Annotated in this window: 19 protein-coding genes and 3 pseudogenes; 8 read left to right on the top strand and 14 right to left on the bottom strand. The window is 67.5% G+C overall.

Annotation, left to right across the window (positions count from 1 at the left end):
* Window positions 1-28 precede the first annotated feature (28 nt).
* The 3 genes and pseudogenes from ACFU6I_RS11185 to ACFU6I_RS11175 all read left to right on the top strand — a co-directional run.
* Entirely contained in the window at window positions 29-1,837 is a 1,809-nt protein-coding gene (locus ACFU6I_RS11185) for an exo-alpha-sialidase (protein ID WP_384363946.1), read from the top strand.
* Entirely contained in the window at window positions 1,834-3,873 is a 2,040-nt protein-coding gene (locus tag ACFU6I_RS11180; protein ID WP_384363944.1) for a family 20 glycosylhydrolase, read from the top strand. Before ACFU6I_RS11185 ends, ACFU6I_RS11180 begins: the two co-directional genes overlap by 4 nt.
* 86 nt (window positions 3,874-3,959) lie before the next feature.
* A pseudogene (locus ACFU6I_RS11175) lies at window positions 3,960-4,088 on the top strand (GNAT family N-acetyltransferase); the annotation flags it as partial.
* A gap of 43 nt (window positions 4,089-4,131) precedes the next feature.
* On the opposite strand, the gene ACFU6I_RS11170 reads toward ACFU6I_RS11175, so the two are convergent.
* The 3 genes from ACFU6I_RS11170 to ACFU6I_RS11160 all read right to left on the bottom strand — a co-directional run bounded on the left by ACFU6I_RS11170 (window position 4,132) and on the right by ACFU6I_RS11160 (window position 8,674).
* On the bottom strand, window positions 4,132-5,796 hold the full coding sequence (locus tag ACFU6I_RS11170; protein ID WP_384363942.1) for an ADP-ribosyltransferase domain-containing protein: 1,665 nt from the start codon (window positions 5,794-5,796) through the stop codon (window positions 4,132-4,134).
* A 124-nt stretch (window positions 5,797-5,920) separates the two neighbouring features.
* A complete protein-coding gene (locus tag ACFU6I_RS11165) occupies window positions 5,921-6,589 on the bottom strand; it encodes a macro domain-containing protein (RefSeq protein ID WP_384363940.1) in 669 nt (222 codons plus the stop codon).
* A gap of 678 nt (window positions 6,590-7,267) precedes the next feature.
* The gene (locus tag ACFU6I_RS11160; RefSeq protein ID WP_384363938.1) at window positions 7,268-8,674 is read right to left on the bottom strand and encodes a twin-arginine translocation signal domain-containing protein; all 1,407 of its coding nucleotides are present in this window, start codon (window positions 8,672-8,674) and stop codon (window positions 7,268-7,270) included.
* A gap of 261 nt (window positions 8,675-8,935) precedes the next feature.
* Between ACFU6I_RS11160 and ACFU6I_RS11155 the strand changes: the two genes are divergently transcribed.
* Together ACFU6I_RS11155 and ACFU6I_RS11150 are read left to right on the top strand one after the other, a co-directional pair.
* A complete protein-coding gene (locus ACFU6I_RS11155) occupies window positions 8,936-9,595 on the top strand; it encodes a hypothetical protein (RefSeq protein WP_384363936.1) in 660 nt (219 codons plus the stop codon).
* A gap of 105 nt (window positions 9,596-9,700) precedes the next feature.
* Window positions 9,701-10,096 (top strand): annotated as a pseudogene (locus tag ACFU6I_RS11150) (transposase); the annotation flags it as partial.
* A gap of 20 nt (window positions 10,097-10,116) precedes the next feature.
* Here ACFU6I_RS11150 and ACFU6I_RS11145 read toward each other — a convergent pair.
* The 6 genes and pseudogenes from ACFU6I_RS11145 to ACFU6I_RS11120 all read right to left on the bottom strand — a co-directional run.
* A pseudogene (locus ACFU6I_RS11145) lies at window positions 10,117-10,553 on the bottom strand (IS5 family transposase); the annotation flags it as partial.
* Window positions 10,554-10,642: 89 nt separating this feature from the next.
* Window positions 10,643-11,641, bottom strand: a complete 999-nt coding sequence (locus ACFU6I_RS11140) for an NEW3 domain-containing protein (RefSeq protein ID WP_384363934.1) — start codon at window positions 11,639-11,641, stop codon at window positions 10,643-10,645.
* Window positions 11,642-11,718: 77 nt separating this feature from the next.
* Window positions 11,719-13,164 (bottom strand): Gfo/Idh/MocA family protein, encoded by a 1,446-nt coding sequence (locus ACFU6I_RS11135; RefSeq protein ID WP_384363932.1) that lies wholly within the window; start codon window positions 13,162-13,164, stop codon window positions 11,719-11,721.
* A 264-nt stretch (window positions 13,165-13,428) separates the two neighbouring features.
* Window positions 13,429-13,713, bottom strand: coding sequence for a hypothetical protein (locus tag ACFU6I_RS11130; RefSeq protein WP_384363930.1), 285 nt, complete (start codon window positions 13,711-13,713; stop codon window positions 13,429-13,431).
* Window positions 13,710-14,027 (bottom strand): transposase, encoded by a 318-nt coding sequence (locus tag ACFU6I_RS11125; RefSeq protein WP_384363928.1) that lies wholly within the window; start codon window positions 14,025-14,027, stop codon window positions 13,710-13,712. Before ACFU6I_RS11125 ends, ACFU6I_RS11130 begins: the two co-directional genes overlap by 4 nt.
* On the bottom strand, window positions 13,966-14,550 hold the full coding sequence (locus tag ACFU6I_RS11120; protein WP_384363926.1) for a DinB family protein: 585 nt from the start codon (window positions 14,548-14,550) through the stop codon (window positions 13,966-13,968). Before ACFU6I_RS11120 ends, ACFU6I_RS11125 begins: the two co-directional genes overlap by 62 nt.
* Window positions 14,551-14,555: 5 nt before the next feature.
* Here ACFU6I_RS11120 and ACFU6I_RS11115 point away from each other — a divergent pair, with 5 nt between their 5' ends.
* Window positions 14,556-14,684 (top strand): hypothetical protein, encoded by a 129-nt coding sequence (locus ACFU6I_RS11115; protein WP_384363924.1) that lies wholly within the window; start codon window positions 14,556-14,558, stop codon window positions 14,682-14,684.
* Window positions 14,685-14,750: 66 nt separating this feature from the next.
* On the opposite strand, the gene ACFU6I_RS11110 is transcribed toward ACFU6I_RS11115, so the two are convergent.
* Window positions 14,751-15,089, bottom strand: coding sequence for a hypothetical protein (locus ACFU6I_RS11110; RefSeq protein WP_384363922.1), 339 nt, complete (start codon window positions 15,087-15,089; stop codon window positions 14,751-14,753).
* Window positions 15,090-15,499: 410 nt separating this feature from the next.
* Between ACFU6I_RS11110 and ACFU6I_RS11105 the strand changes: the two genes are divergently transcribed.
* On the top strand, window positions 15,500-15,676 hold the full coding sequence (locus tag ACFU6I_RS11105) for a hypothetical protein (RefSeq protein ID WP_384363920.1): 177 nt from the start codon (window positions 15,500-15,502) through the stop codon (window positions 15,674-15,676).
* 88 nt (window positions 15,677-15,764) lie between these two features.
* On the opposite strand, the gene ACFU6I_RS11100 is transcribed toward ACFU6I_RS11105, so the two are convergent.
* The 4 genes from ACFU6I_RS11100 to ACFU6I_RS11085 form a co-directional block, all read right to left on the bottom strand.
* Window positions 15,765-15,908 carry a hypothetical protein gene (locus ACFU6I_RS11100; RefSeq protein ID WP_384363918.1) on the bottom strand — a complete coding sequence of 48 codons (144 nt, stop codon included), beginning with the start codon at window positions 15,906-15,908 and terminating at the stop codon, window positions 15,765-15,767.
* Between the two features lie 219 nt (window positions 15,909-16,127).
* On the bottom strand, window positions 16,128-17,219 hold the full coding sequence (locus ACFU6I_RS11095) for an ABC transporter ATP-binding protein (protein ID WP_384363916.1): 1,092 nt from the start codon (window positions 17,217-17,219) through the stop codon (window positions 16,128-16,130).
* The gene (locus ACFU6I_RS11090) at window positions 17,212-18,915 is read right to left on the bottom strand and encodes an ABC transporter permease (RefSeq protein ID WP_384363914.1); all 1,704 of its coding nucleotides are present in this window, start codon (window positions 18,913-18,915) and stop codon (window positions 17,212-17,214) included. Before ACFU6I_RS11090 ends, ACFU6I_RS11095 begins: the two co-directional genes overlap by 8 nt.
* A gap of 101 nt (window positions 18,916-19,016) precedes the next feature.
* Window positions 19,017-20,120, bottom strand: a complete 1,104-nt coding sequence (locus ACFU6I_RS11085; RefSeq protein WP_384363912.1) for an ABC transporter substrate-binding protein — start codon at window positions 20,118-20,120, stop codon at window positions 19,017-19,019.
* 282 nt (window positions 20,121-20,402) lie between these two features.
* Between ACFU6I_RS11085 and ACFU6I_RS11080 the strand changes: the two genes are divergently transcribed.
* Window positions 20,403-21,461, top strand: a complete 1,059-nt coding sequence (locus ACFU6I_RS11080; RefSeq protein WP_384363910.1) for a DUF5937 family protein — start codon at window positions 20,403-20,405, stop codon at window positions 21,459-21,461.
* Window positions 21,462-21,582 lie beyond the last annotated feature (121 nt).

The following is a 21,582-nucleotide window of genomic DNA, read 5'->3' as shown; positions in this document are numbered from 1 at the left end:
AACACCCGGCTAGGGAGTGATTGCGCTGATGCCACGTCGATCCACCGGACTTCTCGCTATGGCCCTGCTGGCAGCCGGCCTGACCACCGTCCCCGCGCACGCCGACGGACCCCCCGGCCACGACAACCGCCTGGTACGGCAGGATCTTGCCGATCGAGGCATAGGGGGATTCCCCCAGTACCGGATCCCAGCTCTCACCACGACCGTGGACCGCACACTCATCGCCGCCTACGACGGACGGCCGGACATGGCCGACGTACCCAGCAACATCGCGGTCGTGATCAGACGCAGCACGGACGGCGGCCGCACCTGGCAACCACAGCAGACCGTCCGTCAGGACGCCGCACCCAAGGGATACGGCGACCCGAGCCTGCTCGTGGACCGGCAGACAGGCCGCGTCTTCCTCTTCTACGCGTCCTCCGTCAACCAGGGCTTCGCCGGTTCGGGCATCGGCACCGACCACGACGACCCGAACGTGCTCCAGGCGGACTACAGCTACTCCGACGACAACGGGCGCACCTGGCAGCATCGCCGGATCACCTCGCAGATCAAGACCCCGGGCTGGGGCGGCATGTTCGCCTCCTCCGGCGAGGGCATCCAGCTGCGGCACGGAAAGCACGCCGGGCGTCTCATCCAGCAGTACGTGGTCCGCCACAACGGCGGCAACTACGCAGCCAGCGCCTACAGCGACGACCGCGGCGAGACCTGGCACATGGGCGAGCTCGTCGGGCCCGGCACCGACGAGAACAAGACCGTCGAGCTCTCCGACGGCACCATCATGCTCAACACCCGCTCCGCGCCCTACCGCAAGATCGCCCTCTCCCACGACGGCGGCGTCACCTACGACGGGCTCCGCCAGGACACCCAACTGACCGACCCTGGCAACAACGGCGCCGTCATGCGCTACGCGCCCGACGCACCCGCCTCCGATCCGCGGTCGAAGTGGCTGGTCTTCAGCAACACTGAGGACGACGGCATCCGGCGCAATCTCACCGTGAAGATGTCCTGCGACGACGGCCGGACCTGGCCCATCAAGCGCGTCCTGGAACCCGGCGCTGCCGGGTACTCCACCCTCACGCCCCTGTCCCGCGGCCGCATCGGCATGCTCTACGAGCGGGCGGGATACCGCACCATGACCTATGCGGGATTCGATCGTGCGTGGCTCGGCGGTGTCTGCGCTCCCGTGACGATCCAGGTCCCTGAGCATCTGGCCGCCGGGACGAGCGCCGATCTCACCGTCTCCGTCACCAACCAGACGCAGCGGACCTCCGCGCCCGGCACACTTGATCTCGGCCTCCCGACGGGTTGGACCACCGACGGCGACGCCGCCGTACCGCGCATCGCCCCCGGCAGCAGCGCCAAGGTCACCGTACGGGTCACGCCGCCCGTCACCGCGACCGGCCATTCCCCGGTGACGGCCGTCTATCGCACGGCGAGCGGCCGGTCCTCCGGAACGGAATCACTCGACGTCACGGCCAACCCGTCGGCCCCGGCCCGACCGTCGCTGTCCGCGCTGCCCGTACTCGACCACTACACAGCGGCAGGTGACCCGGGGGTCGTCGGTGACGTGATGACGTACTGGACCCGGGTGACGAACGCCGGCAACACCACGCTCACCGACGTCACCGTCTCCGGCAACATGAGCAATCTGCCCAGCTGCCACTACTCCAGCCTTGCCGCCGGACAGTCCTACATCTGCCGCACGGCCAAGGTCACCGTCACCGACGCCGATGTCGAGCGAGGCTCCTTCGTTCCCGAGCTCACCGTGACCGGCCTCGCCCCCGACGGCGCCCGGACCACCGCCACGATCACCGGCGACCGCGTGGACCTGCGATGAAGGGCCGGGCGCGCACCATGCGGCGTCAGCGCCGCACGACACTCACCGTGACCGCGCTGGCCGTAGGAGCCCTGCTCCTGCCGCTGACCGCACACTCCGCATCCGCGGCGGCCGCCCCCCGGCCCGCAGCGGCCAATCCCGCCCCCGCTGTAGTACCCAGCCTTCAGGAGTGGCGCGGCAACCACGGCCACTGGCAGCTGACCCGGAACAGCCGCATCGTCGTCTCACGTGCGGAGTCCGGCCAACTCAGCGAGACAGCACAGACGTTCGCAACCGACCTGTCCGCCCTGTCGGGTCATGCGATCCCCGTGGCCACAGGATCTCCGCGCGCGAACGACGTGGTCCTCACCACGCGCACAGACGACAGCGGGCTCGGCACGGAGGGATACCGCCTGACGTCCGCGTCCGCCTTGACGATCGAGGCCCCCACACCGACCGGCGTCTTCCACGGCACACAGACCGTGCAACAGATCCTCAAGGCCGACCCCGGCCGCGCCCGTATCCCCAAGGGCACAGCCCGGGACTGGCCGCGCATGGGCCAGCGCGCGCAGATGCTCGACGTGGGACGCAAGTTCTACCCGGTGAGCTACCTCAAGTCGCAGATACGGCTGATGGCCTGGCAGAAGCTCAACACCTTCCATCTGCATCTCACCGACTGGCGAGGCTTTCGCATCCAGACCCAGAAGTTCCCGGGTCTCGCCGCAGCGGAGGCCTACTCGGCGGCCGACCTACGCGAACTGCAGGACTACGCCCGCCGCTACCACGTCGAGATCATCCCGGAGGTCGACCTGCCGGGACACGCCACTCCGATCACCGCCTACGATCCGTCGCTCCGGTTCTCCTGCGAGTCGATGGACAAGGCCCAGTGGCCGGGCGGTGAGAAAGGCGGCTGGACCCTCGACATCACCAAGGAGCACACCCGCCGCTTCGTCCACGACCTGCTCGAAGAGATCATCCCGATGTTCGACAGCCGGTACTTCCACGTCGGCGGCGACGAGATCGGCTACGACAACGCCAAGAACGCCTGCCCCGAACTGGTCGCCTACCAAAAGGAGCGCGGCTTCGCCCACCCCGGCGACGTGTTCGTGGACTTCCTCAACACACTCAACCGACAGGTCCGCAGCCACGGGAAGACAACCGAGGCATGGGAGTGGTGGAACGTCTACGGACAGAAGAGCAGCATCGCGCCCGACAAGAACATCGTGATCGACACCTGGGTCAGCGACGATCCCTCCGCTCTCGCCGACGAGGGCTACCGCGTCGTCGCGACGCCGGAGCAACGCCTGTACGTGTCCCCCGGCTTCGGCCGAAAGCCCGGTGCCTACGGGTACGTCGACGTGCGCGCCGTGTACGAGGACTACGCGTTCCCGACGCCTGACAACGTCAACGGCTACAAGGTCGCCCGCTGGTCCGACATGGCCGAGGAGCAGAACCCCGAATGGTTCGACTTCTTCGCCCAGCGGCCGCTCCAGATCCTGGCGGAACGCACTTGGGGCGGCCCGCGTTCCGCGACGGTGTGGGAGTTCTTCTCGCGTGCCGACATCATCGGTGGCCCCTCGCCGACCGAACCGGTCGCCCTGCCCAAGTCCCGGATGCGGGTGACGTCCGTGGACAGCGAGGAGACCGATGCGGAGCCGGGCGCCGCGGCCAACGCTCTGGATGACAACCCGTACACCCACTGGCACACGGCCTACTCCCCCACCCCCGCCGCACCGCCCCACGAGATCACCGTCGACACCGGCGCCCGCCACCGCCTCGCCGGGTTCCGCTACCTCCCGCGGCAGGACGGCGGCACCAACGGGCGGATACGTGAGTACGAGTTCAGCGTGAGCGACGACGGACGGACCTGGCGCACGGTTGCCACCGGCAGCTTCGCCGACGACCAGACCGAGAAGCAGGTGACCTTCACCCCGACCGCCGCCCAGCACATCCGATTCCGCGCTCTGTCCGCCACGAACGACGGCCCGTTCACCAGCGTGGCCGAGCTCACTGTGCTCCAGGTGCCTGCCGTGACCGGAGAGCCCGGCGCACCGTAGACGACAACGCCTCCGCCGTTCGACCACCACGCGTCGCACCAGCCTCCGCCGGCTGGTGCCACGCCTTCTACGACTCCTCAGAGGTCGTGACGCGGGTCGAGCGATACATGAGCCAGAACACCCCGTACCTCGCGGAGTTGGACGGAGCAGCTGCCGGAGCCCTGGTGCTGGACTCTGGGCCCGGTCCGCAGATGCCGATCGCGTCCACGGCACAGCTCAGGCCCGCCACGGGGCGCTCGTATGCCCGGCCCGGGGACGTCACGACACCAGGCCGGCCCCCTCCAGCTCGGTCAGCCGCACGGTGCACAGACCCCCACGCTCGGCCTTCACCTCCGTCACCTTCAGCTGCGTCCCCGGCGCGAGGATGTACTCCTCCTCACCCGTGAACGCGGAGAACCGCCGGATCCCCACCGCCCGCGCGGGCGTCACCTCGAACAGCGTCCGCCGGCCACGCCCGACGAGGAAGGCGCGGGCCACACCCAGCTCGGACGTGCACGACGACACACCCCACCACGTCACCGTCCGCCCCAGCGGGTACTGGGACCGCAGATCCAGCGCCACACCACGCCACAGCGGCCGCGTCTGCGCCGGCAACGCCTCCATCGCCGAGAACAGCAACCGCAGGTACGGCAGGTACGGCACCACGCGCTCGCGGTCCGACGAGCGCAGCACGGCGTTGATCTCGCGGTAGAAGCCCGACTCGCACGTGTACAGGTAGAGGGCCGAGATCGCATCGGCCGACAGGGCGCCCACAGCCTCCCCGGACAGCGCGCCCGCGGACGCCGCCTCCGCGGCCTTCGTCTCCCCGAAACGACTCGACAGATCGATATGCCGATCCAGGTGCGCGAGCACCCGCGAGACCGGCTCGACGGCCTTCCGGAAGTCCATCAGCGGCGTGTCGAACACCCCGGTGACGGGCGGCAGGACGAGACCCTCGTCCTTGACGCTGGTGAGCCGCTCCAGATACAGCTGGTGCAACTCCATCGTGGACGCGATGAACTCCCCCATCCGCTGCGCGACACCACCGTCCTCCGGCCCGCCGGCCCCGCCCATCCCCTGGTCCCAGCCCTTCCGCGGCAGCCAGTCGACCGGCTCGGCCCCCACCACCGCCAGGGCGTCGTTCACCTGGGCGAAGTGGTCGCCCTCGCAGAACAGGTCCCCCTGCGCGGCCGGATTGGCGTGGTCCAGGTGACGGACCTGCACCCCCGGGTACTTCTTCTCCAGCCGCTGGACGACCCTCTTCAGACTCCGGGCGTGCGCGCCCCACCAGGCGAACACCACCCCCCGGTCGTCCTCCTCCACCGCCTCCTGCTTCGCCCGGAGGATCTCCTCGACGATCTGCTCGGCCACGGGGCGCCAGAACGACGTGTGCCGATCGGTCGCCATCGCCCCGTCCGCGCTCGCCGTGAGGGACGCGTTCAGCAGCAGCACACCCTGGGTGAGCATCGCCTGGAACCACTCGGGCGGCTGAACCGTGTCCTCCTTCTTCAGCAGGGCGCGGACGTCGGCGATCGGGGTCTTCTTGACGATGCCGTACTTCCACATCGCGGCCGCCTTGATGAGGCAGCGGATGCTGACGACCCGGCCGAACTGGCTGTCCTTCCAGTCGTTAAAAGTGTTGTCGAACATCGCGATGCCGGTCGCGCTCTCCGCCCGCGGATAGGGGTTCTGTCCGAAGACGACCACCTTCCACTTCTCCGGCGGATGCGGCTTCAACGCCTGGAACGTCAGCTCGCGCACCGGAACGACCTCCGGACTGCGCTTCGGGCCGATGAAGTCGGCGGCTCCCGGCTGCGCCTCGATCACCGGTCCGAGCAGCGGCAGCCACGGCTCGCCGCCGCCGGTGAACAGGCCGGCCAGTCCCAGCGGATCCCCGGCCGGGGAACCGGCATCGCCCGCGGCCGTCACGTCGACATCACTCACGAGGGTGGAACTCCCGATACTCGAACCGGACGCCTCCACGGGCGCCCCGGCATGCTGAACAGATGCGGCAGGGTCGTCGCCGGTGTCCGCGGCCTGGGCGGCACCGGCCTGCGAGGTCTTCGGGTCAGTGACGAAAGGAAGGCCGCTGTGGCACGTTGATCCGGACCCGCCGTGCGGACCCCGCTCCCTCGATGTCGTCGAGCTGCGCCAGTACGGCGGACCGCAACTCGTCGTAGTCCGCGAAACCGTGGTCGTGGAAGAGGGTGTAGCCCGTCCACATCAGGTTGGCGCACACCTTCGCGGGCACCTGCCCGGTCTGCGCGCCCATCCCCACGAGCGCCACCGACCGGATGCTGCCCGGCTTCGCCCGGTTCTGTAGATGCACCGCCTGAAAGGCGGCCGCGCAGGCCAGGGCCACGTTCATCGTGGCGCTGACATTCTGCGACGACTGGCGCATGGTGGGCGTCGAGATCAGGTACCGGGGTACGTCCGCCCCGGACGGGACGCACACCGCGCTGCCCACCGGCAGCCGTCCGCCGAACCGGTCGCGGATCGCCCGCTGCACCCGCACCTGGATGCCCGCACCGAGGTACCGCTTGACCACGGCGTCGACCCCACCGTCCATCCGGCCACGCTCGTTGGTGGGCGAGACCCAGGCGTCGGCGTCCACATCGAGAAGGGAACCCCGCTTGATCTCGACCTCCGGCGTGTCCGCGAACGCGGACCGCCAGGCCATCACCACCTCGTCGTTGACGTCGACCAGGACGACGCTCAACGCATGCCTGACACCCACGAATTCACCCCTCTCACCCCGTGATCTCGAACAATCCCGAAGCTACCGCGCGCCACTGACAGCGCCGTTCGACAGGGTTGTTCGAGCAGGGGAGGGAGGATTCGATGTGGCGGCTGGCCGGAAGGCGGTGTCTCGGCTCTTTGCCGACCTGCTCGCCCATCGCCGAAGGCGTAGGTCAGTGCACATTCCGCTCCAAGGACACACCCGGGGCATCGGTCACCGCCGCTCGGAGATCCGCCGGATCAAGATCACCATCGTGAACAGCCTCCGGGTCGCCGTCCACCTCGTCTGCTCCCCGTGCGCGGACACGCCGCGATCGACCGGGAACTCTGTATGTCCCGCGCTCCCGGCCCCAGGACACGGCCCGCTGCCAGGCTGCCGGGATACCCGATGGCGTGGGCTTCGCCGCAAAGCCCGCACTCGCCGCCCGCATGATCGGCCGCGCACCGGACGCCGGCGCGGTCGCCGGGAAGCCCATCAACCGTTGGCGTACCGGTGCCCGTTCGTGGCAGGAATCCCCAACATCACCGTGGCTCCCAGAGGATACGGCTTGGCTGAGGCCGGCGAACGATGGTGGTGCAGCCGGGCGCGGGGACCGGGCAATGCGAGTGAAGGCGGATCGGGACGCTGGGTCCGAGGCGGTCTTCCTCGACCTGGTCGGGCACAGGCGTTCTCCTGTCACCTCCAGCGCAGCCGGTTGCCCGTCGTATTGCGGGCGAGGAACAGGGTGAGGTACGCCTGGCCGGCCATGGCGCCAATGCGATGCTCGCGGCCGTAGTAGGTGTTCTCCGCGGAGGCGCCGTACGTGCGACCGTCCGTGAAGCGAGACATGAGGGCCAACTGATTCTCGTTGTGCAGCCGTTCCCACTTGGCGGCGGCGGGGTGGATACCGGTGTCCTGGCCGGTGAGAGTGACCAGCAGGTCGAAATTGCCGAAGTAGAAGGGGAAATGGGTGCCCCAGTCATTGCCCTCGGGGTAGTAGATCTCCGCCGAGTTCGCGCGGTAGATGGGGCTGGTGCCCCCGTCGGGGAGCGGGAACGGCTTGTCCACCAGGGCCGCGTACGTCCGGTCGATGTTGTGCAGCGCGGCGCGCGGTGCGGCCTGGTTCGCCAGGCCGAACACGAAGCCCTGGTAGAGGCTCTGGTCGAAGGCCACCATGTACAGCGGATGCAGTCGTGCGTGGTTCTGCAGGGTGCCGTCGTCGGCGATGTTCGTGCCCTGCAGCCAGCTCGACAGCTGGATGCCGTTGATCGTCTCGTCGCTCGTGAGGTCCGCGGGGCAGGCCGCTGCGGCCAGCAGAAGCTCGACGTTGCGGCGCGTCCAGCGGGCGGCGTTGGGGTGATCCGGCATCATCACCGCGGCCAGGGAGAGCGCGGCCGCGCTCCAGTTGTCCTCTTCGGCCTTGCTGTCGCCGGGAGAGACGACGGTGCCGTCGGTGCGAGTCATGTAGAGCTGGTAGCCGCTGGTGCCGACGAGGTAGATGTCGTTTCCTGTGGTCAGCCGGTCGGCTTCCCAGACGAGCATGGCAGCCAGGTGATCCCGCTCGGTGGCGTCGAGTTCATCCCACAGCAGCCACCCGGCCAGCGCGGCGTAGTACGCCCACAGTGCGGTCTGCCAGTCGCCGCCCCATCGGGTCGCGGTGTCGGTGTTGTTCGCCCGGTGCCGGGCGGCGAGGGTGCGGATCAGGTTCCGGGTCCGGATGGTGGCGTTGGCGCTGGACAGCGTCCGCTCGTCGTAGGTGCGGGTGATCAGCGCGGTGGCGGTCGCCACGGCGGCCATGGCGGGCAGGCGGACGGCCCGCTCATCGGTGCCCTTGAGATCGATGTATCCGTCAGGGAGATACCGCGTGTACGTCCCTGCGTACCAGGGCCCGATCAAGTAGCGGGAACTCCCGGCAAGGATCGCCTTCACCCGCTTCCCGGCTGCGTCCGCCCCCGGATACGTCCCCAGGTTCTGCCAACCGATGGGTCTGACGTCACTCCCTGCAGCCTGAGCGACACCGGGCCCCGCGAAGGCGGCAGCGGCCCCGATCGCGCCGGCGGCTCCGAGGAAGCGGCGGCGGGACAGCAGGGGAAAAGAAGGCATACGGACACTCCTGTCTCAGATGTCTCAGGACGAGTCTCCAGCTCGGCTGATCCTGGCAGCGCCACCCCCACGGCACAAGGGTCTACACCACTAGGCCGTTTCCTTCGGATCACCTACCGTCGGTACCGGTCACATCCGTGTACACCGGACTACGGTCAGAACTGCGGTCCGTGCTTTGACCGGAAGGCCACGTCTGGGCGCTGACCCTCACCACAGAACCTCCTGGCCAGGCAGCTCAGGTATGCGCAGGTCATCGATCCGGTGCAGACGAAATCATTTGACGGCGTCGGGAGAATGCCTGGCATGGGTACAGACATAAGCGGCTTCCTCGAGTATCGGGCGCCGCAAGACGATCAGGAGCCGATCTGGTACTCCGCACACCACCTCAGCTCCCTCAACGATGTCCGAAACTACGACGCGTTCGGTTGTCTCTTCGGGGTCCGCAACTACGCGAACTTTCGTCCCTTGGCCGCAGGCAGGGGGTTTCCCGCCGATGCCTCGGCCACCGTGAGTGCGCGGTTCGCCCAGCTGACCGAGTGGTACGGCGAAGACGGCTTTCACAGCACCACGTGGATCACGTGGGCCGAGGTGAAGGCCGTCGACTGGGACGAGCCCGCAGAGAAGCCCGACAGCCGGCTTCACGAATACCGCCAGACTTCGAGCGGGCTCAGGAGGACGGGCAAGTCCTCCTGGAGTCCCGCATTCGCCGAGGCTGTCGGTCTCAAAGCGGGCGAGGCGCGGGAGTGGCCCGAAGGAAGTGAGTGGCTCGTCGGGGACACGCTCTACAGATCAGTCACCATCCGCCGCAGAGATGCCGTCACCGAAGCCGGCGAGTGGCAACCCGTCTGGGAAGCCATGAAGGAACTCGCCGAACAGCACGGTGACGACAACGTGCGCCTCGTCGTGTGGTTCGACGACTGAGCAGGACACTGCGACCGCGCATCGCCGCTGGACGCCCCTTGGGAATCATCTCGCTGACCAGATGAAGATGGCGGCGACGTGGAGTCCGGCCAGGTAGATGGTGGCGGTCTTGTCGTATCGGGTGGCCAGGCCGCCCTGGCGGAGATCGGCGATGACCGAGCCCGATTCGCCAACGCCGGATCCTTGAAGGCATACGCGGGAAGCGCTCCAGTCACCAGAGCCAGCGGCAAGAGCTGCAAGGTCATGAGTCGGAAGGTCAAGAACCAGCGACTGGCCGCCGTCGGCTACGTCTGGGCCTTCGTCTCTCTGACCAGGTCACCAGGCGCCAGATCCCACTACGACCGCCGACGAGCAGCGGGCGACCGACACGTCGCTGCACAGCGGAATCTCTTCAATCGCTTCATGGGCATGCTGTTCCACTGCCTCCAGAACGGCCACACCTACGACGAAGCAGCCGCTTTCCCACAGCCAGCACCTGACCTAACTTCAGCGGCGGCTTGACGCTTATCAGCGTGGGATGTCTTGTCGGCCAGGACCATCTCTGGCGTCGTCCTGGGCCTGCCGGTCCACCGGGGCACCCGCAGGCGGGCCATGACCTGGGTGAATGCGGGTGCGTCACCGGCCTGGCCGGGTGTGAGGACCAGGGCGAGAGGGCGGCAACGGCTGTCGGCGGCGAGGTGGATCTTGGTGGTCAGTCCGCCGCGGGAGCGTCCGAGGGCATGATGGTCCGGCTCGCCGACCGGGGCCCCTTTTGACGGGCCCCGGCGGCGTGCTGGTGGGCTCGGACGATGGTGGAGTCGACCGCGACGACCCAGTCGAGGTCGCCTTCGGCGTCGGCCTGGGCGAGCAGAGCGGGGAAGACCTTCTCCCAGGTGCCGTCGGCGGCCCACTTCCGCAGCCGGTTGTGGGCGCCCTTCCACGAGCCGAAGTGCTCGGGCAGGTCCATCCACGGCGTGCCCCTTATCGGCACGGGGATGTTTCATCAACCGCGCCGGCCGGCGAAGGATGTGTCGTCCGCCGGCCGGCGCCCGTGGTGTCCGAGAGGTGTTACGGAGCCACAGCGATGTCGAAGAGGTGGATGCCGGCATTGGCCGGAAGCACCACGAGTTCGACCTGCTTGGCCGGGTCCAGTGCGATGGAGTGGGCGAAGATCCGGTAGTCGATGCCCGCGTTGCCGTACCCGTCCGGACGGTTGCGGCCGTCCGACGACTTCACGAGCGTCGCACCGTGCGCTGTGGCGTCCTGGAACGACCAGTTGGGGAAGCCGATCGACCCGGTCGTGCTCGACCCGTCGGCGTAGATCACCGTCGCCGTGCCGGTGGCCCCGTTGCCGACGCCGGAGCCGAGGAAGACCAGTTTGCTGCCCTTGCCTGCGACCTTCACGCCCTGTCCGGTGCTCGACACGTTGTTCTTCGTGCCGGGGGTCGCGGCAGGCCAAGTCAGCTGGGCGCCGAGGGCGGTGACGGACGCTCCGGGCGTCAGCCCGACCGCGGCGAGCTTCTGTGCGGAGAAGCTGTTGCCCTCGCCGTCGTAGTTACCGGCCTTGGTGTTGTTCTCGTCGGTGATGGCGACGTTGTTGTACGCGTCGGAGAGGCGGTCCAGCACAGGGCCGGACCGCTCGACCCGCGTGCCCGTGGCGGTGCCCCGGCCGTCGCCTCCCTCGTAGGTGGCGCTGGCCGTGAACGTGCGCATGGTGAAGCCCGCGCGCTGTTCGGGCACCTGGATCCGGAACTCCGCCGTGGCTGCAGCACCCGGCTGGTACGAACCGTCGACGCTGCGTACCGCGGGCTGCACGGCCCAGCCGACGGGGCCGTTGAAGGTGACCTTGAGCCGGCGCAGGCGATCGGGTCCCTCATTGGTGACGGTGACCTTCACCTCCGAGATGGCAGGGCCGTTCAGGTCGATGGGGGCGATCGTCACCTGGGTGCGTGCCTCGGACGAGGTCGCGTCCTGCGACGCGGCGCTCGCGGGGGCGGAGGTGAACGCCACCGCCCCCACCGCCAGGGCCGCCGCGGCTCTTCGGGCTGCGGTCACAAGTACGGACATGAATGCTCGCTCCTTCTCTCACGGTTCGGGCAGTGCTCGGCCAGGGTTCAGCGGAAAGGGCTGGACATGGACCGGAATCACACGGGCGGCATCTCGGTCATGCGCGAGTCGAGGCCGACACGGAGGTTCACCCACGAGCCCCGGGTGAAGTCCGGGATCGCTACCGGCTTGCCCTTCTTCTCCAGGGACATGACGCTCAGCGGCACCGACGCGCACCAGGCCGCCGAGTCGTACACGTCGATGTCGGGCACGAGGCCGGCGCGCATCAGCTGCACGGTGCGCCACTGCAGGACGTAGTCCATGCCGCCATGGCCGCCGTTGTTCGCGGCGTCGTCGCCGATCTTCTTCCAGAGCCAGTGGTCGAACTCCTTGCGGTACGACCCGAAGTCCCGCCAGGCGTCGTCGCCGTGGTCGGGCTCGAAGTAGACCCGGGCGCCGGTGGAGGAGTTTCCGGCGTAGTCCTCGAAGATGCCGCGGCTGCCGGCGAGGCTGTTGATGCGGCTGTACGGGCGGGGCTCGCTCACATTGTGCTCGGCGCGGATCGTCCGGCCGTTGGCGGTCTCGATCATGCAGGTGACGAGGTCGCCGTTGATGTAGGTCTCGTTCCACGACGGGTGGCCCTTGGGGACGAAGCGCTCGCGGTAGTCGGCGAGGCCCTTCGGGGCGGTCGCGGTGGCGCGCAGCGTGGTCATCCGGTCGCCGCGGTTGATGTCCATCGCCGCGGCGATCGGGCCCAGACCGTGCATCGAGTAGAAGGAGGCGGTGCTGCGGGTGTGCCACAGGCGGCGCCAGGAGTCCGTGTAGTACGTGTCCGAGAACAGCAGCGCACGCAGGTCGTGCAGGTAACCGCCGTGGCCGTTCGTGACGTCGCCGAACACGCCTTCGTGCGCCATCTTGAGCATGGCCAGCTCGTTGCGGCCGTACGAGCAGTTCTCGGCGAGCATCAGGTGCCGTCGGGTCTGCTCGCAGGTGTCGACCAGGTCCCACAGCTCCTCGAGCTGGGTGGCGATGGGGAGTTCGACGATGACGTGCTTGCCGGCCAGCAGCGCGGCCTTGCCCTGCGGGTAGTGGAACTCCCAGGGCGTGGCGATGTAGACGAGGTCGATGTCGTCCCGCTTGAGCATCTCGGCGTACGAGTCGGCGGAGCCGCCGAACTCGGCGGGGCGCGGCTTGCCCGCCTTGACCAGGTTGTCAGCGACGCGCTTGGCGCGGTCCGGGCGGATGTCGCAGACGGCGGTGACCTGACAGCCGGGCACGGCGGCCCAGCCCGTGGTCATGCCGTTGCCGCGGTTGCCGAGGCCGATGACAGCGACCCGGACGGTCTGGTGCACCTTGTACGGCACGTTGATCATGGAGGTCTGGCCGGCGATGCGGCGCGGCTCGGAGGCCGTGACCGCTCCGGAAGCGCCCGGCGCGGCGAGCGCGGGGGCGGACCCGGCGGCTCCCAAGCCGATGGCGACCGCGCCCGTGGCCACCGCCCCTCCGATAACCGATCGCCGCGAGACTGCGGGGACTTCAGACATGAAGGACTCCAGATTCGACGTGGTCGGGATCACTGGCGGGATGACTGTGACCGGCGCAACATCCGCATGTCAATAGATGTTTGCAAAATGCTTCTTGCGCTCATAAATGAACATCGCGAGCGCGCGCTCCGCTGCAACTGCGTGCACGACGGGGCGGGCCGCGGCTCGGATCCGGCCGCCTCCCGGGCGAGGACGCCCGCACCGAGACAGCCCGCCCGCCGCCGGACAGCTCAGGGGCTCCCACGCTCACCGCCGACGCCCCGGTCATGGAGTGTCGCCGCACCAGTTCCAGCGGCGGCAGAAGCCGATGCGCAGTCGTACATCTCCCGCTTCCCCTGCGCCGAACTGCCCGAGCTCCGTGGGCAGGGCGACGCAGGTGTCGATCTCGTCCGCTGTCCATCCGATGATGTCGAGAAGCGGACGGGACAGCCCTTGGGTGGACCGCAGGCCGGCGCAGCTGGACAGGGGAAACACACCCGTGACCTGGCCGTTGCGATCACCCGAGATCGCGCGTTGCGACGCGTTGACGTGAGTAAGAGGGTGTCTCACCCGGCAAGTTTCGTGAGCTTCTTGTAGCAGGTCAGGGCGGCGGCCAGGCTGAGGAGGGCGAGGAAGTGCGAGCCCTTTCGTTCGTATCGGACGGTGGGGCGGCGGTAGCCGAAGAGCCAGGCGATCGACCGCTCGATCTTCCAGCGGTGCCGACCGAGGCGTTCGCCGGACTCGATGCCGGGCCGCGCGATGCGCGCGACGAGCCCGCGCTCGCGCAGCCAGGCCAGGTGTTCGGCGGAGAAGTACGTTTTGTCAAGCCTTGATTGGTGCGGCCGACCTGGCGGCCTGCTCGATCTTCGCGCAGTAGGCTGCACGGGCTTCCTCGTCGATCTGCTTCTCGTGTTCGGCGCGCAACCCGGTCCGGCCGTCGAGGCCCTCGCGCAGGATATCGGCGTGCCCGGCATGCCGGATGGACTCGCCGAGGACATGGACCATGATGGCGAACAGGTTCGTGTCGGCATAAGGCTCCGGCCACCACGGCACGTGGCCGGGGGCGTCGAGGGGAAGCTCGTTGATCGTCGCGTCCGAGTGTTCCCACGTGCGCCGGTAGAACCCGATGATCTGATCGTGGGTCTCGTCCTCGGTCGCCCACAGATCGCTGCCGTTGGAGTCCTGCCACCGGGGCAGCGGTTCCGGGGAAGGGCGGTCGAAGACCTCGCCGAAGTACCTGGCCTCGACGGTGGCCACGTGTTTGACCAGGCCGAGGAGGTTGGTCCCGGTCGCTGTCAAAGCTCGGCGGGCGTCGTATTCGGACAAGCCGTCGAGTTTCCAGAGCAGCGCCTTGCGGTCCCGCCGCAGTCTCCCGTGCAGGTTGTCTTTCGCGAATTCATCGATCATGCGGCATGAGCCTGCCATGGGCTGCTCGTGGTCTCAAGATCCCGTCCATGGTCCGCAACGACTGGCAGAGCCGAGGCCTGGCCATGGCCACCGCCCTGACCTGCTACAAGAAGCTTGCGAAGCCTGCCACGTGAGACAACCTCTGAGCCACAAACCTGAGCGAAGGCTGGCGCTGGCAGTCGATCAGCGACCGTGCGACTTCATTGCCCGCTTTCGTATTGGCGATCCAGGCGCGACTGCCCAGCTTGGGTTCCCAGGAAGGCGCTCAAGGTCATCGATGACCAATTGGACAAATTCGCCAGCCTCCTCCCCCACGGCAAGAATCCCTCTGCGGCAAGTTCACCGATGTGGATCAGGCCACTTTCGGGCAAGAAGTGCAGCGGCTCGGCGAAGAATTCATTCCACGGGCGACCCTTCACCCCTTCCCGCACTGCCCAGATGAGCTGATCGATCGGGACCCAATCGATCAGCCCTTCGATCAATACGTCAGCGAAATACGAAACCACGGTGGCTCGCGCCAAGACGGTTTTCAAGACCATCCGCTCCTGTGCTGCGGCAGGCGCACTGACCTGCGGTTACGACCTTCCAGGACAGGTACGCCACCCCTGTTGGCCAGAGGATGGCCGTAGCGGCGCCAGTCAGATCGTCGAGACTTGAGGCAACACTCCGGACCTGTCGGTCGTGTCGGGCAGAGTACGGCTCCGTGAGCCTCCACTACGAAGTCGTCTTCGCCTGCCTCCTCCACGACGACACGCCCGACGCGGTCCTGGACGCCCTGCGATGACACCTCGGCCTGACCCCTGAACGCCCGGCAGGGCTCGACGGGGAGGAGCACGCGTATCCGCTGCTCTCCCCGGATCCGGACAGCCGCCTGCCCGGAGGTGACCTCGCGTCCCTACGACGCCAGTCCTGGGGCTTCACGGCCGGCGGTGAGCGCCACGTCTGGGGGTTGTTCAGCCGTAACCTCTGGCTCGACGACATGATGGGTGACCTCGTCCCCATCCTGGACCTGCTCGCACCTCACGTCGAAGAGCCCGGCTACGGCGGGCACTTCCGCGAGGAGTTCGATGCCGAGCCGACCGTCTTCACCTTCCACGCGGGCACCTACGGGCCCCTGGAGCTCTGACGCCACCTCAACGGGTAAGCAGCACCGCTGACCGGCCCGTTCGCAGGCGGAACTCATGGCTGGCCGACCGGTCAACGGTGGTAAGAGGCTATTCTCCTCTCTTTCCGGTGACGTTCACCGGCCCGGACAGGGTCCGGGACGTGATCCACGACTGGAACGCGCCGCCATGCATTCCCGGCCCACGCAGAGCCGGGTTGAGCTGCGTGAGCAGGTAGTCGCGCACCTCTTCCACCACACCCTCCCTTGTCGCCTGTGGTGTCGGTCATCATTGGACCTCCTGTGTCCGCGCACTCGTTGTTGGAGTGCTCAGGCAGGTACGGATGAACGTGCTCAGCTCGGCGTCCAGCAACATAGACCCCGGCGGCCCTGGGGATGCTGCTGGGTGCGATCGGCCGAACCGGCCACTGAGGCCGGTGCCGAACCAGCCACACCCGACCAGCGGGCCCAGCAGTCAGTGCGCGGGGTACACCAGACAGTCATCCGGCCTGATTATTGCGTTCAGCGTCGGCTTGTCGTGGCAAGACGCTGCTTCGGCGAACAGCGACAGTCCATCTGCTGCCAGCAGGTATTCATAGCGGGCTCCGGTGTACGAGCGCTGAGTCACCGTGGCGTGCAGTACGTTCACGGTGCCGTCGTCGTGTGCGCCCAACTCTGAGAGCTCGATGTTCTCCGACCGCAGACCAATGGTCACATGCTGTCCGGGTGAAATGTTGGGGGTCCGCTTCACGCGCAGCTCCTGGTCTGTGTCCTTCAGACGGACGCGCAGGTGGTACCCGTCGTGAGTCTCTTCCTCGACTTTTCCGGACACCAGATTGCAGCGCCCGATGAAGCCGGCAACCTCTGGCGTGGCGGGAGTCCGGTAGATCTCGGTGGGCGTGCCGACCTGTTGCAGCCTGCCGTTCATGAACACGGCGATACGGTCGGAGAGCGACATCGCTTCCACCTGATCGTGAGTGACGTAGACGGTGGTCACCCCGACTTCCTGCTGCAGCATCTTCAGCCAGGTCCGGGCGCTGTCGCGCATGCGCGCGTCCAGGTTGGACAACGGCTCGTCGAGCAGCAGGACCTCGGGGGCGTACACGATGCCGCGCGCCAGCGCTACGCGCTGTTGCTGGCCGCCGGAAAGCTGATGCGGGTAGCGGTCGCGCAGGTGGGCGATGTCGACCTTGGTCAGTGCGTCGTCGATGAGGCGGCGCTGTTCGCTCTTGGGTATCTTGCGCAGCTTGAGCGGCATCGCGAGGTTGTCGGCGATGGTCATGTGAGGCCACAGGGCGTACGACTGGAAGACCAGACCGAGGTTGCGCTGCTCTGGTGGGAGGGCGACCGATGAGGTGTGGTCGAAGAAGACGCGGTCGCCGACTTCGATGCGTCCGCTGTCGGGATTGTCCAGGCCGGCGATGCACGACAGGGTGGTGGACTTGCCGCAGCCGGATGGTCCCAGCAGGGTGAAGAACTCTCCGTCCTTGACGGTGAAATTGACGTCTTGCAGGACCGAGACCCCGCCAAAAGACTTCTCGAGGTTGCTAACTACCAGCTCAGGCACGGTTCTTCTCCTTCAGCATGAGGCCGGCGAGACCGGCGACTACGGCAGTGAGTACTATCTGCAGGGTGGCGAGGGCTGCGACCGGCCCGGTTTCGCCCTGGGTCCACAGGTCGAGAGCGGTCGTTCCGATGACCTGTGATTCAGCTCCGGCCAGGAACATGGCGGGGGCGTACTCCCGCACCATGGTGGTCCAGATGAGTACGAATGCGGCAAGCATGGACGGCAGCAGCAGCCGCAGCAGGACCCGCGTGACGGTGCGCCACCAGTCGGCGCCCGCGACCCTCGCGGCATTGTCGAGTTCCCTGCCCAGCTGCATCAGGGAGGGCGACACGGCGCTGTACGCAGAGGGCAGAGCTCGGACGCCGAAGGCGATGACGAGTGCGATAAGAGTGCCCTGGATGCCTCCGAGTCCGGGAGTCCAGGCGAAAGCCCAGAAGAAGCCGACACCGATGATGAGGCCCGGGAGCGCGTGCGGGGCTTGCGCTGCGGTTTCCAGCAGTCTGCCGAAGCGGAACCGGGAACGTCGTGCGACGAGCACGGCAGCGGTCCCCAAAAGGGTGGTGGCGGCTGCGCCTACGAAGGCCACGATGAGGCTGTTGGTGATGGACTCCGCGTACGGGGCGTAGTCGAAGATCAACCGGAAGTTGTCCAGGGTGAACAGGCTGAAAGGGTTCACCAAGGGGGTGAGCATGGAAGTGAAGGCCCGCAGGATCAGCGCGATGAGGGGCAGCAGCGCACCGAAGGCGATGTACAGGGTGACGAATCCGAAGCCGACCCATTTCCATCGGCCAATGTCCAGGAGGCTGGAGCGGTTGGCCTTGCCGCGCACGGACACGAAGCGCTGCGCGTGCTTGAGGAGACGGCTTTGGACGAACACGAGAGTGATGGTGAGGACGAGGATCATCATGGACGCCGCACCGAGCAGTCCGTAGTCCGGATTGACCGAGTCGATCCCCTCTTCGTAGAGGAAGTTTGAGAACAGTGTGATTCCGGTGCGTTCCCCGAGGACAAGGGGGATCGAGAGTGTCTCCACCGCGGTACCGAAGATCAGAAGGGCCGCGTAGAGGATCGGCGGGCGCAGCATGGGCAGCACCACCGAGCTCAGGACACGCAGGGGGCCGGCGCCAACGACACGGGCGGCGTTCTCGAGGGACGAGTCGGACGACGCAAGGGCATTGGCGCAGAAGAGATAGGCGATGGGTGCTTGGGCTACCGCCTCGATGAGAGCCATGCCGGGGAGGCTGTACAGGTTCCAAGGGACGTAGCCGGCTACCTCACGCACGAGTCCGGAAACGAAACCTGCCGGTCCGTAGACCGTGATCCACCCGAAGGCCAGCATCAGGGGCGAGATGTAGATGGGCCAGCGCAGCAGTTGGGCGAGGAGTCGTGCACCCGGGATCCGGGTGCGTTCGGTGGGGATTGCGATGGGTACCGCGATGGCGAGGGCGAACACGGTGGTGAGGGCGGCGAAGATGACCGTGTTGAGCGCGATGGAGGCGAAGTCGGCCTGGGAGAAGAGCGACGTGTAGTTGGACAGGGTGAAGACGCCGCCGGCTTTGTAGAGCGGCTGATTGCGCACGGACTGGTAGAGGATCGGGACCAGCGGTGCGAGGACCAGGACGAGGGTGAGCAGGAACGTGACCCAGTAAACGGTGATCTCTCGCTGGGCCTGCTGCCGGTACCGGGGGGCTCCCAAGGGCTCTGTTGTTGGGGTGGGGCGGATGGTGGTTCGGGGCGGCGCGGACATGAAACGCTCCGGGGATCGGGGGACGGGGCGGCTGGCTCGGGTGGGGCGGGCTAGTGCTGCGCCTTCTCCCATCGCTGCACGTAGGCGGCTTGGGCCTGTTCGGAGACGTACTGGTAGCTGCAGAGGTGCACCTGGTCGTCGCCGAGCTTTCGCTGGATGTCCTGGAAGGTGTCGTAGCCGTCCCCGCGGATGCCGGGGCGGTAGGGGGTGAGCCCTCCTTCGCCTGCGGCGAGTTGGCCGTCTTCGGACAGCAGGAAGTCGAGGAAGAGGCGGGCGGTCGCCGGGTGGGGGGCTGTCTTCACGATCGATGCGGCCCTGGGAACGGTGACTGTGCCTTCGTCGTAGTACGACCAGGCGAGGAGTCCGCCACTGCCGTTGGCCAGGCTTCGGGCGGTGGCGCCGCTGATATTGATGGCGTAGTCGTATTCGCCGGAGGCGACCTTCTCGACGAGGGTTCCTGAAGAGTGCTCGATGTGTGCGAACGGCAGGACGCGGTTGAAGGTGCGCCATCCGTCCCGGACGCCATCGGTGTAGGTGTAGTTGACACCGAACCCGTAGGAGTTGCTGGGGTTGGTCGTGCCGATCTTGCCGCGGAAGCGGGAGGGACGGGCCTCGGCGATGTCGGCCAGGGACTGGATGCCGGTGGGGTATTCGCTCTCTCGGACGGTCTTGCGGTTGTAGAGGACCACGACGGGGTCCAGGGAGAACGCCCAGACACCGGGGAGGATTTCGCCGGGGGCGGCAAGTTTCTCCTTCTCTGCGGAGGTGTAGTGAGCAGCGATGTTGCGTTTTGCGTAGTCCGCCCAGTTGCCGGGGGTGCTGGAGACGAGCAGGTCGGCGGGGGAGGTGCCGGCCGCAGCCTCGCTGTAGTAGCGCTCGTAGACGGCGGAGCTGCTGAAGTTGGTGGCGCGGACGTCGCCGACCCAGGGGTAGCGGGCCGAGAACGCGTCAAAGATCGCCTGCCAGATGGTCTGCGACGTCTGTGAGTAGATGAGCAGCTTCCGCTCGCGGCGCGAGGCCTCGATGATCTTGTCGTAGGCAGTTGGGTAGTACGACGGTGGTTGTTTGCCGGGGACGTCGGCATTGCCATCGCTGCAGCCGGTGAGCAGTCCTCCTGCGGTGGCCGCCAGGCCGAGGCTGGTGGCGGCCCTCACAATGGAGCGTCGTGATGGGCATGCCGCGGGCGCGGCATTTCGGTCGGGACACATCGTTGCTCTTCTCGTCATTGAGGGGGTGGCGTCTGGCCGGGTGGGCACCCTGCAGAGACCTGTGCCTGGCCGTGGGGGTACTGCTGCCGTGGATGAGGGGTGGGGCCCCGCAGTCCCGGCCGCAGGGTGTCGCTACCGTGCCAGCGGCTGAGACCCGCAACAAGCAGATTGATCGCACAGCGGTAATCACCTGGTGAGGTGTCTGACCCTCACTTGTAAGCTTCCGGTGTGTCGGTGACTATTCTGCTGGGAGGTACGCCTGCCTCATCTGTCGTGACCAGGTTCTCTCCGCTGGCCGAGGTCACAGCCTCTATCCACGCGATGGCCGAACCGCTGCATCACGCCGCATGGCCGGCCGGAATGCACAACAAGCCCCACCATGTGCTGGTGACCGAGCTGGCCCCGTTGTTCGGGCCGTTCCGCGCCCGCTACCTGCTGCCCCTGGATCTGCAGGCCGTCACACTCGAGGAAGAGCGCGCAGTGATCGCGACGCTCCCGGTCGAGCTCTTCTGCGCGATGACGGCGCAGGCATTGCTGGGCACCAATGCGCCCGACCCTCAGGATCCGCGCGTCAGCGCCTCTGCACGCTCGGAATTCCTGGCGCGGCTGCGTCCGATCTCCGAGAATCGGTTGGCGCTCGGCGAGGCATTGCTGCGTGACCCCCAGCAGGTCCGCGAAGCCGTCCTTGAGCTGCTGTCCATAACCGCTCAGGCCCTCGTGGGCGAGCGGTGGGATGCGCAGTGTGCGCAACTGCGCTTGGAGGCACAGCGCATGCAGCACCAGCTGGGCCGCCGGGGGGTCTCGGCGCTCGACGGTCTGCCGGGTGCACGGTTGCTGAGCGAACCGATGCGGTTGGAGTTCGACAAGCTCTACCACGCCACGGTGCGGCTGCAGGACCGGCCGTGCGTGCTTGTGCCGTCGGTCCAGGTATCACCACACCTGGTGGTGAAGCACTACACGGGCTTGCCGGTGGTGGTGCAGTATCCGGCGTCAGTGGCACAGGCGGGAGATGTTGTGCCTCTGGAGATGCTGCGTCTTCGGCTGGCGGCGTTGCAGGATGCGACTCGTCTGCGGATGTGTCGGGCGATGCTGCGGCGTCCGGTGCCCACCGTTGAGCTGGCCCGGTCCATGAACATGACGCCTCCGCAGGCATCGCGTCACCTTCGGCGTCTGCGGGAGGCAGGGCTCGTTACGGCCACGCGGCGTGGCTCGTTGGTGTACTACCAGCTCGACACCGATGCGATTGCAGGTCTGGGCGCCGAGCTGTTGGCGTACTTCCGTCGCTGACCTCGCGGGCAGACGGCGAGTGGCCGCTGCCCGCCTGCGTGCGGCGCCTGACGGCTGTCCCGTCGTCCCTGGCGGAACAGCGCGCGGCGTCGGATGCGGTGCATCGCAAGACGGAGGACCG

The organism is Streptomyces sp. NPDC057486 (assembly GCF_042802415.1).
In the GTDB taxonomy this organism is placed as follows: Bacteria; Actinomycetota; Actinomycetes; order Streptomycetales; family Streptomycetaceae; genus Streptomyces; species Streptomyces yanii.
Note: the sequence above shows the minus strand (reverse complement) of the source record. Positions and strands in the feature narration are given on the sequence as shown.

Excerpts from the sequence above, each read along its gene's own strand:
- ACFU6I_RS11185 (WP_384363946.1), top strand. The coding sequence starts at position 29 with ATGCCACGTCGATCCACCGGACTTCTCGCTATGGCCCTGCTGGCAGCC.
- ACFU6I_RS11140 (WP_384363934.1), bottom strand. The coding sequence starts at position 11,641 with ATGTCCGTACTTGTGACCGCAGCCCGAAGAGCCGCGGCGGCCCTGGCG.
- ACFU6I_RS11110 (WP_384363922.1), bottom strand. The coding sequence starts at position 15,089 with ATGGTCTTGAAAACCGTCTTGGCGCGAGCCACCGTGGTTTCGTATTTC.
- ACFU6I_RS11115 (WP_384363924.1), top strand. The coding sequence starts at position 14,556 with ATGAGCCTGCCATGGGCTGCTCGTGGTCTCAAGATCCCGTCCATGGTC.
- ACFU6I_RS11135 (WP_384363932.1), bottom strand. The coding sequence starts at position 13,164 with ATGTCTGAAGTCCCCGCAGTCTCGCGGCGATCGGTTATCGGAGGGGCG.
- ACFU6I_RS11180 (WP_384363944.1), top strand. The coding sequence starts at position 1,834 with ATGAAGGGCCGGGCGCGCACCATGCGGCGTCAGCGCCGCACGACACTC.
- ACFU6I_RS11160 (WP_384363938.1), bottom strand. The coding sequence starts at position 8,674 with ATGCCTTCTTTTCCCCTGCTGTCCCGCCGCCGCTTCCTCGGAGCCGCC.
- ACFU6I_RS11120 (WP_384363926.1), bottom strand. The coding sequence starts at position 14,550 with ATGATCGATGAATTCGCGAAAGACAACCTGCACGGGAGACTGCGGCGG.